The sequence below is a fragment of the Microcystis sp. LE19-41.2A genome, assembly GCF_027530405.1.
GTDB lineage: Bacteria > Cyanobacteriota > Cyanobacteriia > Cyanobacteriales > Microcystaceae > Microcystis > Microcystis aeruginosa.
Genome location: NZ_JAPZQJ010000435.1, coordinates 1 through 17,095, shown reverse-complemented (window position 1 = coordinate 17,095; position 17,095 = coordinate 1). Strand labels below are relative to the sequence as shown.

General features: G+C 46.4%; 15 protein-coding genes. 6 read left to right on the top strand and 9 right to left on the bottom strand.

The features are described 5' to 3' along the window. The first annotated feature begins 192 nt into the window (after nt 1-192). Complete coding sequence (gene rnc, locus O9290_RS18650) at nt 193-897, top strand: ribonuclease III (protein WP_288056242.1); 705 nt, start codon at nt 193-195, stop codon at nt 895-897. Nucleotides 898-913: 16 nt separating this feature from the next. On the opposite strand, the gene O9290_RS18645 is transcribed toward rnc, so the two are convergent. Together O9290_RS18645 and O9290_RS18640 are read right to left on the bottom strand one after the other, a co-directional pair. After that, nucleotides 914-1,984, bottom strand: a complete 1,071-nt coding sequence (locus O9290_RS18645) for a WD40 repeat domain-containing protein (protein WP_288056239.1) — start codon at nt 1,982-1,984, stop codon at nt 914-916. 87 nt (nt 1,985-2,071) lie between these two features. Further along, nucleotides 2,072-2,365, bottom strand: coding sequence for a hypothetical protein (locus O9290_RS18640; protein WP_288056236.1), 294 nt, complete (start codon nt 2,363-2,365; stop codon nt 2,072-2,074). Nucleotides 2,366-2,438: 73 nt separating this feature from the next. Between O9290_RS18640 and O9290_RS18635 the strand changes: the two genes are divergently transcribed. Both O9290_RS18635 and O9290_RS18630 read left to right on the top strand, forming a co-directional pair. Next, nucleotides 2,439-3,641 carry an RNA-guided endonuclease InsQ/TnpB family protein gene (locus O9290_RS18635; RefSeq protein WP_288087364.1) on the top strand — a complete coding sequence of 401 codons (1,203 nt, stop codon included), beginning with the start codon at nt 2,439-2,441 and terminating at the stop codon, nt 3,639-3,641. Nucleotides 3,642-3,777: 136 nt separating this feature from the next. Continuing rightward, a complete protein-coding gene (locus tag O9290_RS18630; protein WP_288057169.1) occupies nt 3,778-5,313 on the top strand; it encodes a TolC family protein in 1,536 nt (511 codons plus the stop codon). Nucleotides 5,314-5,367: 54 nt separating this feature from the next. Here the strand turns inward: O9290_RS18630 and O9290_RS18625 are convergent, their stop codons facing one another. Together O9290_RS18625 and thiO are read right to left on the bottom strand one after the other, a co-directional pair. Beyond that, complete coding sequence (locus tag O9290_RS18625; RefSeq protein ID WP_004159465.1) at nt 5,368-5,706, bottom strand: hypothetical protein; 339 nt, start codon at nt 5,704-5,706, stop codon at nt 5,368-5,370. Between the two features lie 162 nt (nt 5,707-5,868). Further along, nucleotides 5,869-7,845 carry a glycine oxidase ThiO gene (gene thiO / locus O9290_RS18620; protein ID WP_288057168.1) on the bottom strand — a complete coding sequence of 659 codons (1,977 nt, stop codon included), beginning with the start codon at nt 7,843-7,845 and terminating at the stop codon, nt 5,869-5,871. A 148-nt stretch (nt 7,846-7,993) separates the two neighbouring features. Between thiO and O9290_RS18615 the strand changes: the two genes are divergently transcribed. Both O9290_RS18615 and O9290_RS18610 read left to right on the top strand, forming a co-directional pair. Then, the gene (locus tag O9290_RS18615) at nt 7,994-8,620 is read left to right on the top strand and encodes a DUF2301 domain-containing membrane protein (protein ID WP_004159461.1); all 627 of its coding nucleotides are present in this window, start codon (nt 7,994-7,996) and stop codon (nt 8,618-8,620) included. Nucleotides 8,621-8,820: 200 nt separating this feature from the next. Continuing rightward, nucleotides 8,821-8,943, top strand: coding sequence for a hypothetical protein (locus tag O9290_RS18610; RefSeq protein WP_288057167.1), 123 nt, complete (start codon nt 8,821-8,823; stop codon nt 8,941-8,943). On the opposite strand, the gene O9290_RS18605 is transcribed toward O9290_RS18610, so the two are convergent. The 5 genes from O9290_RS18605 to O9290_RS18585 all read right to left on the bottom strand — a co-directional run bounded on the left by O9290_RS18605 (nt 8,921) and on the right by O9290_RS18585 (nt 14,685). Next, a complete protein-coding gene (locus O9290_RS18605) occupies nt 8,921-9,919 on the bottom strand; it encodes an ABC transporter ATP-binding protein (protein ID WP_002798612.1) in 999 nt (332 codons plus the stop codon). The genes O9290_RS18610 and O9290_RS18605 overlap by 23 nt on opposite strands. Continuing rightward, nucleotides 9,892-10,044, bottom strand: a complete 153-nt coding sequence (locus tag O9290_RS18600; protein ID WP_196219859.1) for a hypothetical protein — start codon at nt 10,042-10,044, stop codon at nt 9,892-9,894. The genes O9290_RS18605 and O9290_RS18600 overlap by 28 nt, the downstream gene beginning before the upstream one ends. A 112-nt stretch (nt 10,045-10,156) precedes the next feature. Continuing rightward, nucleotides 10,157-12,163, bottom strand: coding sequence for an ABC transporter ATP-binding/substrate-binding protein (locus O9290_RS18595; protein ID WP_288057165.1), 2,007 nt, complete (start codon nt 12,161-12,163; stop codon nt 10,157-10,159). Nucleotides 12,164-12,338: 175 nt separating this feature from the next. Further along, entirely contained in the window at nt 12,339-13,166 is an 828-nt protein-coding gene (ntrB, locus tag O9290_RS18590) for a nitrate ABC transporter permease (RefSeq protein WP_004159451.1), read from the bottom strand. A 196-nt stretch (nt 13,167-13,362) separates the two neighbouring features. Next, complete coding sequence (locus O9290_RS18585; RefSeq protein ID WP_288058678.1) at nt 13,363-14,685, bottom strand: CmpA/NrtA family ABC transporter substrate-binding protein; 1,323 nt, start codon at nt 14,683-14,685, stop codon at nt 13,363-13,365. Between the two features lie 1,133 nt (nt 14,686-15,818). Here O9290_RS18585 and O9290_RS18580 point away from each other — a divergent pair. Then, on the top strand, nt 15,819-16,991 hold the full coding sequence (locus O9290_RS18580) for a cysteine desulfurase family protein (protein ID WP_288058676.1): 1,173 nt from the start codon (nt 15,819-15,821) through the stop codon (nt 16,989-16,991). The last annotated feature ends 104 nt before the right edge of the window (nt 16,992-17,095 follow it).

Below are 17,095 nucleotides of genomic sequence, written 5' to 3'. Positions count from 1 at the left end.
GCAAGGTTATTTCTGACATGGATTTGGATATAAACGAATCAAGTTAATCGGAGGAGACAGGAGACAGGAGTTGAGAGTTGGGGTTTTAGGGTTTTAGGGTATTAGTTGAAATTCCCCTATCTCCCCACTCCCCCATTTCCCCATTTTTCCACACCCTACACCCTACACCCCACACCCCTGCTTCCCGCTCCCATGTCCTTAAGTGATCCGCGTCGCCAAAAACAATTAAAAACCCTAGTGGAAAAGCTGGGTTTATCGGCTGATGTCCCCGTCAGGTGGGATTTATTAGATTTAGCTCTAACTCATCCCAGTATTTCCCGTGATAAGAATTATGAACAATTGGAATTTGTAGGCGATTCTGTGGTAAGACTCGTGGCGGCGGAGGTATTGTTAGAAACCTATCCGGAGGCGCTCGTGGGAGAATTTGCTGCCCTGCGATCGATGATGGTTAGCGATCGCACTCTGGCGGAATTTGCGGATCGCTACGGTTTCGAGCGTTATTTGTTGGTATCAAGTAGTACGAGTATTGACCGAGCGGGGCGAATTTCCCGACTAGCAGACGCTTTTGAGGCGGTCTTGGGAGCATTATATCTTAGTACACAGACGATGGTTTTAGTGCGTTCTTGGTTAGATGAACCACTAAGGGAAAAAGCGGCCGAAATTCGTCGAGATCCGGCCCGACAGAATTATAAGGATGCCTTGCAGGAGTGGACACAAGCAACATACAAAAAACTGCCGCAATATTTAGTAAAAGAGCTCAATGGTTTAGATCAAGAGCGTTTTTGTGCGGAAGTGTGGTTAAATGAGCAGAAATTAGGAGTAGGAACTGGCAGAAGCAAAAAAGCAGCGGAACAGGCAGCGGCTAAATCAGCTTTTCTAGAAGTGGTTAAAGGCTAAATGCGGGCATTTTTGCCTAACGGACGAATTGCCAGAGGCGAATTTTAAAATCATAATTACCACTAGCCAAATACTGCCCATCGGGACTAAAAGCTAGGGATTCCACCCAGTCGGAATTATTATCAAACCAGGCCAATTGTTTCCCCGTGGTCACATCCCATAAACGCACACCGTCATTACTGGCACTAGCGAGAATTTGTCCGTTAGGATGGAGTGCGAGGGAACGGATTCGGGCCGTATGACCGATGAGGGTAAATAATAACTTATTATTGCTCGTATCCCAGATTTTAATCGTGCGGTCTAAACTACCCGTAATTAAATTTTTGCCGTCGGGAGTGTATAAAAGCTTGCTAACCGCTTGGGGATGGGCGGAAAATTTTGACAAAAATTTGCCCTCGCGGATGTCCCAAAAATTTACCTCACCGTTTTCATGACCACTAGCAAGGGTGACACCATCGGATTTCATCCCTAGGGAATAAACAAAATTACCCACCCAATTTAAACGATAGAGGGGACGGCGGGGAGGTTGCACTGTCCAGAGGCGAATTCCTTCCAAACCACCACTAATTAACGTTTTACCATCGGGAGTAACGGTGAGGGCGAGGACAGTATTACCGTGTTCGAGGGCAATTCCTAAATACTTGCCTTCCACCAGATTCCAAAAATTAATAGAACCATCTAAACCGCTACTAACTAATAATCTTTCGTTGGGACTAATAGCTAAAGCTTTGACGCTGGTTCTTTGGGCGCGAGTTTGGGAAACTTTTTGCCCTGTTTTTACCGACCAAATTCTCAGGAGAGGATCCGTATCACTACCACCAGCGAGAACAAATTGGTTATCGGGACTGAAAATCACAGCATTAGGGGTGGATTGTTGCCCTTCTAAGGTTTTAGCGAGGGTAAGTCTGCCTAAACCTTCTACTAGGATAGTTTCTGGGGTTTTTTGGCCACTTGCAGCCGCGGGTTTAGGGGGAGCAATAGGACTTTGGGCCTGACTAAGCTGATGTTGCCCGATTGTCAGCGTGGTTAGAACACTGACCACAATTGCCCCGACAAGTTTCTCCCCACCCGTAAATCGGAATTTCATAAATTTAGTTGAATATTAACAAATGAACGGTGCTATAGATTCTAGCCTTTGAGGGGATTGATTGCCAAGCAAGGTGAAATTTTTGAGCTAAGAAGGTCGATTTTTTTCGTTTTTCAGGGTTGGTAAAGCTACTTGACCCGATTGGGGCGGTAAATAGTATCTCGCTGCTTCTTCTCTGTTGATTTGCTCGGTTTTTTGGCCCTGTCGCCACCTGGCGAAGATAGCGATCGCCATAATCGTTGCCCCTAAAGATAGCAGTGTCCATCTTTGTCCTACAACCCCGATGATGACATCTACTGCCGCTGCGGTAAAGATAAAGCTAGTTATTGGTTCTTGACGGTAAGCTTTCTTGAGAAAACGCGGCCAGAGGAGATTACTCATCGAAAATTTGGGTCTGAAACCCCGCCGTAAAACGGCGGCTTTGCTGTTAAATATTAGCACATTTACGAAATATATGCTAAAATATGAGACATGGAAAAGCTATCGCTACCGATTTTACCCGACACCCGAACAAGAGTCGCTATTGCGGCGCACTTTGGGATGTGTAAGATTGGTTTACAATAAAGCTCTCCAGGAACGAACACAAGCTTGGTATGAAAGACAAGAAAGAATAGGATATGCTGAAACTTCTTCAATGCTAACCGATTGGAAAAAACAAGAAGAATTAGACTTTCTCAATGAAGTAAGCTGTGTACCTTTACAACAAGGGTTAAGACATTTACAAACAGCTTTTACTAACTTCTTTGCTGGTCGTACTAAGTATCCTAACTTTAAGAAAAAACATCAGGGAGGAAGTGCCGAATTTACCAAATCTGCTTTTAAATTTAAAGACAAACAAATCTATTTAGCCAAATGCACAGAACCTTTACCTATTCGATGGTCAAGACAAATCCCAGAAAGCTGTGACCCAAGTACAGTAACAGTCAGATTACATCCTTCTGGACGTTGGCATATTTCAATAAGATTTGATGACCCAACGATTAAGCCATTACCAGTAACAGATAAAGCCATTGGAATTGACTTAGGAATTAGTAGCCTAGTAATTACCAGCGATGGAGACAAGGTATCTAATCCTAAGCATTTTAAGAAACATTATCGGAGACTGCGAAAGGCGCAAAAAAATCTGTCTAGAAAACAGAAAGACTCAAAAAATCGGGAAAAAGCAAGAATCAAAGTAGCAAGGATTCACGCCCAAATTACTGATAACAGAAAAGACCATTTACATAAGCTAACCACTCAATTAGTTCGTGAAAACCAAACGATTGTGGTTGAGAATTTAGCCGTCAAGAATATGGTCAAAAACCCCAAGTTATCTCAGGCAATATCTGATGTAAGCTGGGGAGAAATCACCCGACAATTAGCCTATAAATGCCGTTGGTACGGCAGAAATTACATCGAAATAGATAGATGGTTTCCTAGCTCTAAAAGGTGTAGTAATTGCGGGCATATTGTCGAAAAGATGCCGTTAAATGTTCGAGAATGGGATTGTCCAGACTGTGGGACACACCATGACCGAGATGTTAACGCTAGTAAAAACATTTTGGCCGCAGGGCTTGCGGTGTCAGTCCGGGTCGCGACCATAAGACCAGAACAGAGTGAATCTGTTAAGGCAGGTGCGGAACCCCGCAAGGGAAAGAAGCAGAAACCTAAATCGTGAGGTTTGGGAATCACCGTCCGTTTACGGCGGTGAGGATGTCAAGCTCCCGTGTTACTATCGGTAATTAGTAATCGGCCAACATAGTGGTGTGAGCTTATTTACTTCTTATCGTTTACTGTTTACTTTCGAGATACTCATGTTGCTCTTGCGTTATGGTATTACCGTGAGTGCGGTGCTTGGGTTGATTTTCTTGGCTGAATCCTCGGTTAAGGCACAAACTCAGTCCGCTGCCGATTTATTGAAGAAACCCCGACCTACTGCCAATCCAGTGTCTCAATTACCCGGTCCATCGGCGGCACCGGCAACCACGGAAGCGGATCCCAAAGCCCCTAATTATCTTAATCCTAGTGGCAATCCCCTAATTTTTCCCACCAAACCAGATGAGGTGAATATTAGGGTAGTACAACCGATCACCTTAAATCAAGCGATCGAATTAGCTTTAAAAAATAATCAGACCTTACAGACAGCCCGGGTCGATTTAGAAATCGCTCGCGCCCAATTAAAGGAACAACAGGCGGCCTTATTACCCACGGCCCAAGCGGAAACCAGTCTCACTCAAGATCAATCGGCAGCTGCCCAAAGACAGAATAATTTGGCTCGTCAACAGGGAATCCCAGCAGTTACACCCGAAGATAGTACCAACTTTCAGGGTAGTGTTCGCATCGTCTATGGGGTTTATACAGGGGGTGAACGGACAGCCCAGATCAAAAGGGCCGAAAAAGTGATCCGGCAACGGGAATTAGAGGTGGAACGAGTCTCGGAACAAACTCGTTTTGATGCCACCGATGCCTATTATGAATTGCAGAGGGGTGATGCTCAGGTAGCGATCTCCCAAGCTGCGATCGAAGATGCTAGTCAAAGTTTACGGGATGCTCAATTATTGGAACAAGCGGGACTAGGAACCCGATTTGCTGTCCTACAGGCGGAAGTTGACCTCGCTAACGCTAACCAAGACTTAACCCGGGCGATTTCTACCCAGCGTATTTCCCGACGGCGACTGGCACAGATATTGAGTGTCGGTCAGCACATCGAGTTAACCGCTGCCGATGAGATTCGCGAGGCGGGAACTTGGGGCTTAAGTCTTGATGATAGTATCGTTTTGGCCTACAAAAATCGCGCGGAATTAGAACAACAACTCTTACAACGGGAAATTAGCGCAGAAGACCGCTCGATCGCCATTTCGGCGGTGATTCCCCAAGTGGACCTTTTGGGCGAGTATAATGTTCTTAACGATCTCAGTGATGATGCCGGTTTTGGCGATGGTTTTAGCGTCGGCGGCCGGATTCGTTGGACTTTCTTTGATGGTGGTCGTGCTTTTGCTCGCGCCCGTCAAGCGGAAAGAAACATCGATCGCGCCGATACGGAATTCTCCCTCCGTCGCAATGAAATTCGCCTTCAGGTGGAGGAATCTTACTATAATTTGATTTCTAACCAAGAAAACATTAAAACTTCGCAAAAAAGCATTGAATCCGCCACGGAAAGTCTGCGATTAGCCCGTTTACGCTTTCAGGCCGGTGTGGGAACCCAAACGGACGTGATCAACTCCCAACGGGATTTAACCGATGCCAGAAGTCGTTATCTACAGGCGATCGTTGATTACAATAAATCCTTAAATAGTCTCCAGCGAGCGATTAGTAATTTACCAGACAATCGTTTGTTTGAAGTGCGTTAATTGTGGGATTTATCGAGGTGTGGTGTGGGGGGAGATGGCCAAATCTCCCCTATTTTAACGAGTTTCGATGATTCTAATCTGTTGTTCCCGCAATTGCTGCAGGGTGGGAGTTTCCTGTAGTTTTTGCACCTGCGGACGCAGATTATTGCAACGAGAGGAATTAATGCTACTGCATTGATTTTCGATCGTGTTCTGTCGGCGCTGCTGGATTTGGGGACTAGTACGAAAGTCTAATTGCTGATTGTATTGCGGATATTTTTGGTAAGCGCAGGATTCAGCCTCAGCTAAACAACGCTCACTGATAGGCAATTGGGCCACGACTAGGTTGCCGCTAACGCAAACCCAACCCAGACCCAGAAACAAACCTGATAATAAAGAATTTTTAGTGATCATCGCCAATATACCTCGGTGCTCAAAAAATGTAGTCTCAGGATTGGCGGCCATGACGGTAATTGCCCGGCAGATTCTCGATCATGATTCCACCTCTTTTATTCTAGTCAATTTTTCTGGCCCCGCCCACGATAGCTGAAAACAGCCCATTCCTAGCTTAATCGGTTAGGCGATCGTTCCCGTTAGGGGGGAACTAGGACTAGCAGAGGACTTAATCGGCATTCTTCCGGCTAAATGGGCTAAACGTCCCGCTTTTGTCGCCATTCCCATGGCCTGCGCCATCAGGGCCGGATTGGCGGCCATAGCGATCGCACTGTTAATTAATAAAGCATCGGCACCCATTTCCATGGACCGGGCCGCTTCTGAGGGTGTACCGATCCCGGCATCTACCACCACGGGAATTTTAGCCGATTCGATGATAATCGCGATATTTGCCTCATTTTTAAGGCCCTGTCCCGACCCGATCGGCGATCCCAGCGGCATAACCGTGGCGCAGCCAGCCTCCTCTAAACGTTTGGCTAAGAGAGGATCGGCGTTAATATAGGGCAGTACGGCAAAACCTTCTTTAACTAATTGTTCGGCCGCTTGCAAAGTTCCGATCGGATCGGGTAATAAATATTTAGGATCGGGAATAACTTCGAGTTTAATAAAGTTATTGTCTTCCTGTCCCAATAATTTGGCCATTTCTCGCCCTAAACGGGCCACCCGAATCGCTTCTTCGGCCGTTTGACAACCAGCAGTGTTGGGTAACATCCAGATTTTCGACCAATCGATCGCCGCTGCTAATCCCTCATGGCCGGGTGCGTTCGTTTGTACTCGTCTAACGGCGACGGTGACAATCTGACATTCACTGGCACTAATACTTTCCTGCATAGTCGTCAGATTGGCATATTTGCCAGTCCCAGTCATCAAGCGGGAGTGAAAGGTTTTCCCGGCAATGGTGAGGCGATCATTCTGGGGCGATAAAAGTGCTTGGGGTTTATTCTCAATAATAGTTAAGGACATAGATGGAATAGTAACGGGTGATGGTTGATTAAAGCGATCGCAGCTAAAATGGGTCAAAATGGGATTAACTTTGTCATTAATCACCAGGTCAGCAATCAAGGAAGCAGTGACGGGAGCGAGTAAAATGCCATTGCGATAGTGACCAGTAGCTAAAATCAGGTTATCACAGCTACTGCGGCCTAAAATGGGCAATTCATCCGCTGTACCCGGACGGAATCCCCACCACATTTCCTCGATTTCCCAGTCAGCTAAAGGGGGATAGAGACGGGTAGCGCGCGCAAAAAGGGCTTGTAGTCCTTGGGGTGTATTACCCGTTTGCCAGGCCACTTTTTCGGAAGTGGCCCCGATAATTAAACGACCATTGCGACGGGGAACCAGATAGGTTTGCGGACCGAATAAAACCCTAGCTAAGGTCTGGTTAGGGGGCATTTTTACTGCGGCCATTTGACCTTTGACGGGATGGATAGGGAGGGGTAAAAGTTGACTCGTCCAGGATCCCGCCGCTAAAATGTAAATTTTTGCTTCTAATTCCCCAATTGAGGTATAAATACTCTTGACTTTTCCCTGCTTTTGCTGTATGGCGTGGACTTCTATGCCTTGGCGAATTTCTACCCCTAAATTTTCGGCCGCTTGTTGCAGCCCAGTCACTAGCTGCCGGTTATCCACTTGTCCATCGTCGGGATACCACCAACCACCGATCACATCTTTACCTAGTCCGGGTTGGTAGAGGTGAACTGCATTGCTGTCTAACCAAATTTTATTAGCTGTATTGGCAGTAATAGGCTGATCTAGCTCGTAAACGGGAGCAAGAATACCACAGGGATAGTAACCGCTGTTTATCCCCGTTAAATCCTCGATTTTGCGGCTCCACTCTGGATATAGCCAGCGTGATCGCAGACAAAGATCGAGAAACGGACCCGGGGGAATCCCCTCCGCATGGGGGGCCAACATTCCCGCAGCCGCACGACTAGCGGCCTGAGCTATATCTCGAACTAGGAGGGTAACTTTTGCCCCGCGCAATTGCAAATCGACGGCGATCGCTAATCCGATGATACCACCGCCTACGATCAAAATTTCGCTAGTTGAGTTCTTGACCCTCCCATGGCTAAAAGCGAGGGATTCTTGGTTCAACGACATGGCTTAAAAATCTAAAGGAAATGTAACCTTGATCCTAACTCGCAATTAGTCAGCCGAGAGGAGGGAGAAGTGAGGCTACTGGCATAATTTAAGATTAAGATGATTTTTAGTCAATCTTTTCTAAGCTTCCCTTTTTCTTTAGAGCATTATGACTTCCCCTGCTGTCGATCGAGTTTATCAAGGTCAATTCGGAGAGTTTACGATTACGGATAGCGATCGCCTAGGGGTGCGTCTCTACCGTCTGGGTTTAAATTTAGCGGCTTTTAGTTTCGCTGTCGCTACAATTATAGTCCTCACCCGACCGCAATTACTGCCCCTGACTAACCTTTTATACATGGGTTTTTGTCTGGGGTTAGGCATCAGTTTATTGACTATCCATATTTATTTAATTCCCCTCCATCGTCTCCTGCAATTTTTTTGGCTAATCGGGGCGATTACTTCCCTAATTTTCAGCCTCTATTCTCACCTTTCTCCCCTAGAATTTGTCTATAACCATCCGGTGAGTTTATTCGGTGTGGGCTTTATTTTTGCTAGTCTCACGGGGATTTATTTCAAAGAAGCTTTTTGTTTTAATCGTCTAGAAACCAAGTTTTTAACCCCTCTAGTTCCCACCCTTTTACTCGGTCATCTTTTGGGGATATTGCCCTTAAATTGGGAAAAGGGGCTATTAATTCTCTGGGCGACTTTATTCGTTATCTTTGCTCTGAGAAAGTTAAGCCAACCTCTCCCCAACGATATCGGTGATAAATCAGTCTTTGAACATCTTAACCATTGATGAACCGATAACTGTCTCGGAGTCTCGGAGTCTCAACTAAGTAGGGAGGCACAATTATAGCGTTTACTGTTCGCAAGAGGTACATTATCGATGTTGAAAAGCTTAATTAGCAAAGGTTTAACTGTGCCACACAGGTGTGAGAACCGCTATATTTGTAGGATGGGTTAGCGGTAGCGTAAACTATGCGGGCGTTGGGTTTCATGCTTCAACCCAACCTACGTTCTACCTCAAAATCGGTAAAACCCTACACCCCACACCCCACACCCTGCCCCCACGACAAACTTTTTCAGCAAACCCTACCTATCTGGGGGCCTCTATGGTAGCGGGATTAGCGGTATTGGGAGTCTTGCTGGTGAACATTTGTATCAGACTAAAACCGACAAAAGCGAGTAAGGCTATGCCACCGATAGTAGCAACAATTTTACCCACGAGATTTTCTGTGCGGGGTTCTTCGGGGGCATCCTCGTTGGGATCCTCCGAATGGGCAAAACGATTGTAGAGGAAATCGAGAGCTTCATTGCGAAGTTCGTAGTAACGGGGATCCTCGGTAATTTGGGAACGAACCCGGGGACGGGCAAAAGGCATCTTTAACACCTCACCGATTTTAGCGCTTGGGCCGTTGGTCATCATCACCAAGCGATCGCACAAGAACAAAGCCTCATCGATATCGTGGGTAATCATCAACACCGTTAACTGGTGTTCTTGCCAGATTTTCAGCAATTCTTCCTGTAATTCCTCTTTAGTAATCGCATCTAAGGCCCCAAAGGGTTCATCGAGGATGAGGACTTGGGGACGAATGGCCAGGGCGCGGGCGATCGCAACCCGTTGTTTCATGCCTCCCGATAATTGGGGGGGTTTTTTCTGGGCTGCTTCTGTCAATCCCACTAGGGATAGATTTTCTTCCACGATCCTCACCTTCTCAGCGTGAGATTTTTGGGGATAAACCGAACTAACCCCGATATAAACGTTCTCAAAGGCAGTTTTCCAGGGCAAAAGCGAATAATTTTGGAATACCATCATCCGGTCCGGTCCCGGTTCCTTAACCTCTTTATCCTGTAGCAGCACTTGCCCACGACTAGGAGAAGAAAACCCCGCCACCATATTTAAAAGGGTCGATTTACCGCAGCCGGAGTGACCGATAATGCAGACAAATTCCCCCTCATTGACTTGCAGCTCCACACCGTCTAAAACGGTGTAAACCCCTTCGGGAGAGGGGTATTCTTTGGCAACATTACTAACTAATAAAAAAGGCTGGGTGGTGGTGCTGGAATTCACGGTCTTATCGGTAAAAGTTTGCATATTCGTCCTAGATTTATTTTAAGGTGGGCTTTGCCCACCACAACTATTAATTCGGGTCTGCTGAAAAAGTTTTTCGTGGGGTGTGGGGTGTGGGGTGTGGGGTGTAGGGTTTTAGAGATTTTCATCTGGTCAATTACCTAATTTTCAGGGAAAAAGTCCCTGAATTTTCCCCCCGATCACTCCCGCAAAAGTCTAAAAGTTTTACCCAACAAGGTTTTTAGATTTATTCAGCCAACCTTAATTAGCGACGGGATCATCGAGGAGAACTTCCGAGACGCGATAATCGCGACGGATCGAAAAACGTTCCAGATAGCCGATCGGATCGTCGGGATTGAAAATAAGATGATCAAAGAGGGCGAAACTGTGGCGATCGGGTTCCAAATCGGGAAGGCCCAGGGACCTGCAAGCTTCGCCAAACAGATCGGGACGACGGACGCGTTCAATCACTTCCACCCAGTTGCGGGGGAAAGGCGCGTAACCCCAACGGGCAAGCTGAGTTAGGGTCCATAGGGCCTCACTGCGGCCTGGACAGTTAGCTTGATCGACGTAAAACTGATTAAATCGGAATAGGGGTTCGGGGGCAGTTCCTAAACCGCGATCATAACCATCGAGGAAACCAGGGCGGATAATCGCCCTATCCACACCCACATACTGGGGCTGACTGAGAATATTAACGATATGTTCTCGATTACGCTGATCATCGCAGTATTCGCAGGCTTTAATTAAAGCTTTCACCATGGCGATATGGGTTTCGGGATGTTTCGCTGCCCAAGTTTCCTTGACTCCGAGGACTTTTTCCTGGTGTCCGGGCCAAATATCAAGATCGGTGGCGATAACGTAGCCTAATTTTTCGTGAACGGCGTAGGAGTTCCAGGGTTCCCCCACACAATAACCGTCGATCTTACCCGCTTTTAGCAGGGAAACCATCTGAGGCGGCGGAATTACGGTTAAATTCACATCACTATCGGGATCGATGCCGCCACTAGCTAACCAGTAGCGTAACAGTAGATTGTGCATGGAGGCGGGGTGAACCATGCCGAAAGTGGCGATTTTATCGGGACTTTGCTGGAGGGCATCCTTCAAGTCCTCCAGTTTTTCTACCCCCAATTCCCTGTATTTATTGCTGAGGGTGATGGCGTTACCGTTGCGACTGAGTACCAAAGCGCTAATCACGGGGACAGAGGGCTTATTGCCGGCCCCAATGGTCATGCTCAGGGGCATTCCCGCCACCATCTGGGCCGCATCGAGACGACCGGTGGCCACTCCTTGGGCGAGTGCTTTCCAGTTGGGTTCCCGTTGCAGGATAACATCCTCTAATCCTTCCTCGGCGAAGAAACCTTTCTCTTTGGCGATAATAATCGGAGCGCAATCGGTGAGGGGGATAAAACCGATGGTGGGATTGGTTTTCAATCTGGTAGCTTGGCCGATCACTGTTACTGGTTCGCTGGGTTGGCCGACTTTCTTCGATCGCTTCTGTTGGTTGAGGAAATAAACGATCTCGTTACGGAGGGAGTAGTAACTGGGATGGTTAACTACTTCTAAACGATGCCGGGGCCGGGGAATGGGAACATCGAGAATCTGACCGATATGGGCCTCTGGACCGGTGGTTAACATCACCACTCGATCGGATAATAATAGCGCCTCATCCACATCGTGCGTGACCATGATACAGGTAACGTGGCTTTCCTCGACGATTTCCATCAAACGTTCCTGTAAATTGCCTCTGGTTAACGCATCCAGCGCCCCAAAGGGTTCATCGAGTAGCAGGACTTTCGGCCGTAGGGCTAGAGCGCGGGCGATCGCTACCCTTTGTTTCATGCCTCCCGATAATTCTCCCGGTCGTTTGTTGGCCGCATGGCGCAGGTGTACCATATCGATACTATGTTCGATGACACTTTTGCGTTCAGCAGCCGGTAGATGACGCAGCACGCGGTTAACTCCTAGGGCGATATTTTCTCGGACGGTTAACCAAGGCAGCAGAGAATAATTCTGGAAGACCACCATGCGATCGGGACCGGGACCTTTAATTTCTTTTCCCTCTAAAATCACCCCTCCCACCGTCGGGCGATCGAGTCCAGCGACCATATTTAAGAGGGTGGATTTCCCGCAACCGGAATGACCGATTAAAGAGATAAATTCCCCTTGAGTAACGCTGAGATCGATATTTTTTAGGGCGATATATTGACGGCCATCGGGCAGAGGGAAAACCTTATCAATGTGATCGACTTCAATAAATGCAGACATTTTCAGTTATCAGTTATCAGTTATCAGTTATCAGTTATCAGTTATCAGTTATCAGTTATCAGTTGTCAGTTATCAGATGTGAGTTTTTAGTTTACTGTTTACTGTTTACTTAAAAAGCTCCCCACACCCCACACCCCACACCCTGCCCCCACCGAAAAACTTTTTGCCGCAAACCCTATTTATTTTCTTCGGGTACAACTAATTTAGCGATGTAGGCCATGAGGCGATCGAGTAGGAAACCAACAATACCCACATAAATCAGAGCGAGGATAATTTCACTGATCATGGAACTATTCCAAGCATCCCAGATAAAGAAGCCAATTCCCACGCCACCGATCAGCATTTCCGCCGCTACAATCGCCAACCAAGATAAACCGATACCGATTCTTAATCCCGTGAAAACGTAGGGAACAGTAGCGGGAAAAAGAATGTTGAAAAAGTATTCAACTTTGGATAATTTTAGCACTCTAGAGACGTTTTTATAGTCTTGGGGAACCTGCTGTACTCCCACGGCCGTGTTAATAATAATTGGCCAAATTGCTGTAATAAAAATTACAAATATGGCACTAGGTTCGTTATTACGAAAAGCCGCTAGGGAGATGGGTAGCCAAGCTAGGGGGGGAACGGTACGCAGGATTTGAAAAATCGGATCGATCGCATCATAAATTAGGGCGCTGCTACCGATTAAAATTCCTACGGCGATGCCGACAATAGCGGCAAGGGTAAAACCGACGGCCACCCGTTGTAAACTAGCGAAAATTTGCCAGAATAACCCCACATCCGTGCCACCATTATTGAAAAAGGGATTGATAATTAATTCCCAGGTATCGCTAACCACTTTGGTGGGACTAGGAAGGGGGGCATCGGGACTAAAACAGAGTATTTGCCAGATGACGAGGAAAATTAATAAAGCAATCGCCGAAGTTGCTAGTTTGGGTAATTTTTTTTGCAGGTCTTTTAACCATTTTTGACCTTGAGAACGACGAGAAATAGAAACAGCCATAATCAGTTATCAGTTATCAGTGGTTGAGTTATCAGTGGTTGAGTTATGAGTGGTTCAGTGGTTCAGTGGTTCAGTGATCAGCTTTTATCTTGGCTTGCTCCGCAAGAATTTCAGTTATCAGTTATTAATTACCAGTTATCAGCAAATCATCTTTAACTGTTGACGGGTTACTGATTACTGATTAGTGATCACTGATTTAAATCTTCTTGATCTTGAGGGAATCGAGGTAGGCTTGGGGATTTTCGGGGTCAAAAGTAACGCCATCAAAGAAAGTTTCCACACCGCGAGAGGTAGAGGTGGGAATTTGATCAGCCGGAACATTGAGGGCTTTAGCGGCTTCCCTCCAGATATCTTCCCGGTTAACTTTATCAACTAAAGCTTTGATGTCTGTATCGGCGGGAATATAGCCCCAACGGATGTCTTCAGTCACAAACCAAGTATCATGACTCTTGTAGGGATAGGAAGCGTTATCAGCCCAGAATTTCATGGCTACGGGGCTATTTTCGATTTTGCGACCATCACCGAAATCGATATTACCTTGCATTCTTCCCAAGATATCGGCGGGGTCAATTTTCAGCCATTCCCGTCCTGAAATAATCTCGCACATTTCCTTAACATTAGCGGGATCATTGCACCATTGTTGCGCTTCCAGAACAGCCATGGTTAAAGCTTTTGCCGCTTTGGGATTTTTATCCACCCAATCGGCGCGTAAAGCGAAAGCTTTTTCGGGGTGATCCTTCCAGAATTCTCCAGTGATCAGGGCAGTGTACCCGAGGCCTTTGGAGACGATTTGGGCGTTCCACGGTTCGCCGACACAGAACGCGTCCATGGTGCCGACTTTCATATTGGCCACCATCTGCGGCGGGGGAACGACGATGAGGGAGATGTCATTATTGGGATCGATGCCGCCCGCAGATAGCCAGTAACGCATGAACAGGTCGTGGTTGCCCCCCGGAAAGGTGACGGCAGCTTTCATTTCTTTGCCGGCAGATTTCGCTTTGGTGAGGGTTTCTTTGAGTTTAGAACTGTCGAGGTCGAGTTTTAAATCTGCGTGGGATTTGGAGATCGATATCGCCTGACCGTTGGTATTCAAACGCGCCAGAATATACATCGGTACGGGCTGTTTGGTAATTTTGCCCAAGGTCATTAGGTAGGGCATGGGGCTGAGGATGTGGGACCCGTCGATACCGTTTCCCGCAGAACCTAATTCGAGGTTATCCCGGGTTGCAGCCCAAGAGGCTTGTTTCATCACTTGCACATCGGGCATCCCGTGTTTAGCGAATAAACCTTTTTCCTTGGCGATAATTAAGGGGGCAGCGTCGGTGAGGGCAATAAAACCTAGTTTAGCGGTGGTTACTTCGGGAGTTTCTCCACCGGCAACGGGGGAAGCGGCAGGACTGCCGGCCGGGGAGGGACTGGTCGCGGTATTATTGGGAGTGGCGCAACCGTGGAGAATTGCTGTTCCTACGGCAGTTGCCCCGGCAGTGAAGATAAATCTACGTCTGGAAAGTTTACTCATGGACTAAAAAATCGTGATTAGAAACTAAACAAAGGTGATGAAACGGTGAAAAATTCTCATTACTTCCCCTAACTGACCGCGGTGATAACCGAGAAAATTTCTTGAAAGTAACTGTTGATTCAGTAAGGAGGCTTTAACTATTTTTTATCTCTCAATCGCTTTTGCTTCTCCATCTGGGGAGATTTAGCAGTAGTTTTTGTCTAAGAGATTTTTTCTAGAAGCATAACAGTTTTGAGGAGTCGATAGATAGATAGGGGGGGGTTTTAGTCATCTGGGCTAGAAAGATCACTTTATTTCAGGGTTATCACCGAAGCAATTAACTTAAATTTACAGTCTTCAACGGGAAAGATAGTATAGATTGTTACAAAATATTGTCAGCCATGTCATAAAAGCATAAAAATTTGTCTGAAACGCATGGTGGGGCGATGGTGGTTTTTTAGCTATCTTGACTCAGTTATCAGATTTGAGTTTGCCGTTCACTGATTACTGGTTAATGTTTACCGATGACTGAAAAATCGCCGCAAGTATTAGCGACGCGACCAGCTTGAGACAATCTCTGTTATGCTTTGGAACTTGCCAAGAGCAAAAGCATATTATTATCGATCGATGTTTCCCCTTGATTAGATGCTTAGGGATATTGTCAATAGTGGGAGTTAGTCATCTGTGCCTATTTGATCGTTTGTCTTGATCACGATACTTTTAATCCTTACTGTCGCACCTATCCCAGACTCTGATCAAAAACTGGCTGTCTGGGATTCAGGAAAGAGCCGAAAAAATCTCTTAAATAACCTTCAATTATTCTACAGCGTTTTATCTGTTTTCATTTCATTTTAAGATGGCTCAAAGTTTCCCCGTTCCTGACTATCTTTCGGGTTTACTAGGCTTTTAGAACGGTTTTATGACTTTGATTGTTGACGATATTTGCTCTGTCTTTGGGATGACTTTTGCTGGTCTGCTGCCGAGATTGACACAAGAGAGGTAAAATCGACTCTGTGGGGATGCTTTAACCGGCATCTCTGTTTTTTGACAGGGGAAGATTTAACTGCCCCGACAATCGATCGAGTGTTAAACCTAAGCCGCTAAACTGAAAATAGCTGCTTGTCCTTGGCTCTCATTTCTCAGATTGTAAAATAATGCAAATTTATCTTGACTATAGTGCCACTACCCCCACTCATCCCCAAGTAATCGATCGGGTTGCCACTATTCTGCGGCATCATTGGGGTAATCCCTCCAGTTTACACAGTTGGGGACAGGATACGGCGACAGTCATCGAAATGGCTAGAGAACAGGTAGCAGGGTTAATTAATGCCAATCCAGACCAGATTATCTTCACTTCTGGCGGCACAGAAGCCGATAATTTAGCGATTATCGGGGTTGCTCAACAGTATAACCGCCCCCGTCATATAATTATTTCTAGTGTGGAACATTCGGCGATCGCTGAACCCTGTAAACAATTAGAGCAGCAAGGTTGGCAAATTACTCGTCTTCCCGTCAATCGTCAAGGTAGGGTGAATCCTTTAGACCTAAAAGCCGCAATTCAAAGCGATACGGTCTTAATTTCCATTATTTACGGACAAAGTGAGGTGGGAACCCTACAACCGATTGAAGAATTGGGCAGCATTGCCAGAGAAAGGGGTGTTCTTTTTCACACCGATGCGGTGCAGGTGGCGGCAAGATGCGATATTGATGTGCGGAAACTGCCCGTAGATTTATTATCTCTTTCTAGCCATAAAATTTATGGAATGCAAGGATCGGGAGCTTTATACATCAGAGCGGGTGTCGATATTTTACCATTACTGCGGGGCGGTGGTCAGGAAAAAGGTCTGCGATCGGGAACCCAATCTGTGCCAGCGATCGCTGCTTTCGGTTTAGCGGCCGAATTAGCCCAAAAAGATTTAATTAGCGAAAAAATGCGTTTAATGGCCTTGCGAGATCGATTATTTGACCTCTTAGCCGATTATCCTTATCTGCTGCCCACGGGAGACCGATTCTATCGTTTACCCCACCACGTCAGCTTTATTGTCCGTCCGGACGATAACAGTCACATCACGGGAAAACAGCTAGTTCGTCAGCTTAATTTAGCAGGAATCGGCATTAGTTCCGGAGCCGCCTGTCATAGTGGCAAACTTTCCCCTAGTCCAATTTTAAAAGCTATGGGCTACAGCGATCGAGAAGCATTAGCGGGAATTCGTTTAACCCTGGGAAGGGACACCAGCGCGGCCGATATCGATTGGACGGCTCTAGTATTAAAACAAGTGATCGATCGCTGTTTATCGAAAATTTGGGTTAAAACCCCGTCCTTTTAGGACGGCTTTAAGCTACAATGGAAAAAGCGATAACCAAGCTAAAAACTGAACCTTGACAACAGATAGTAGGGGGTTTTGTTCAGAAAAGAATTCAAATTCGGCCT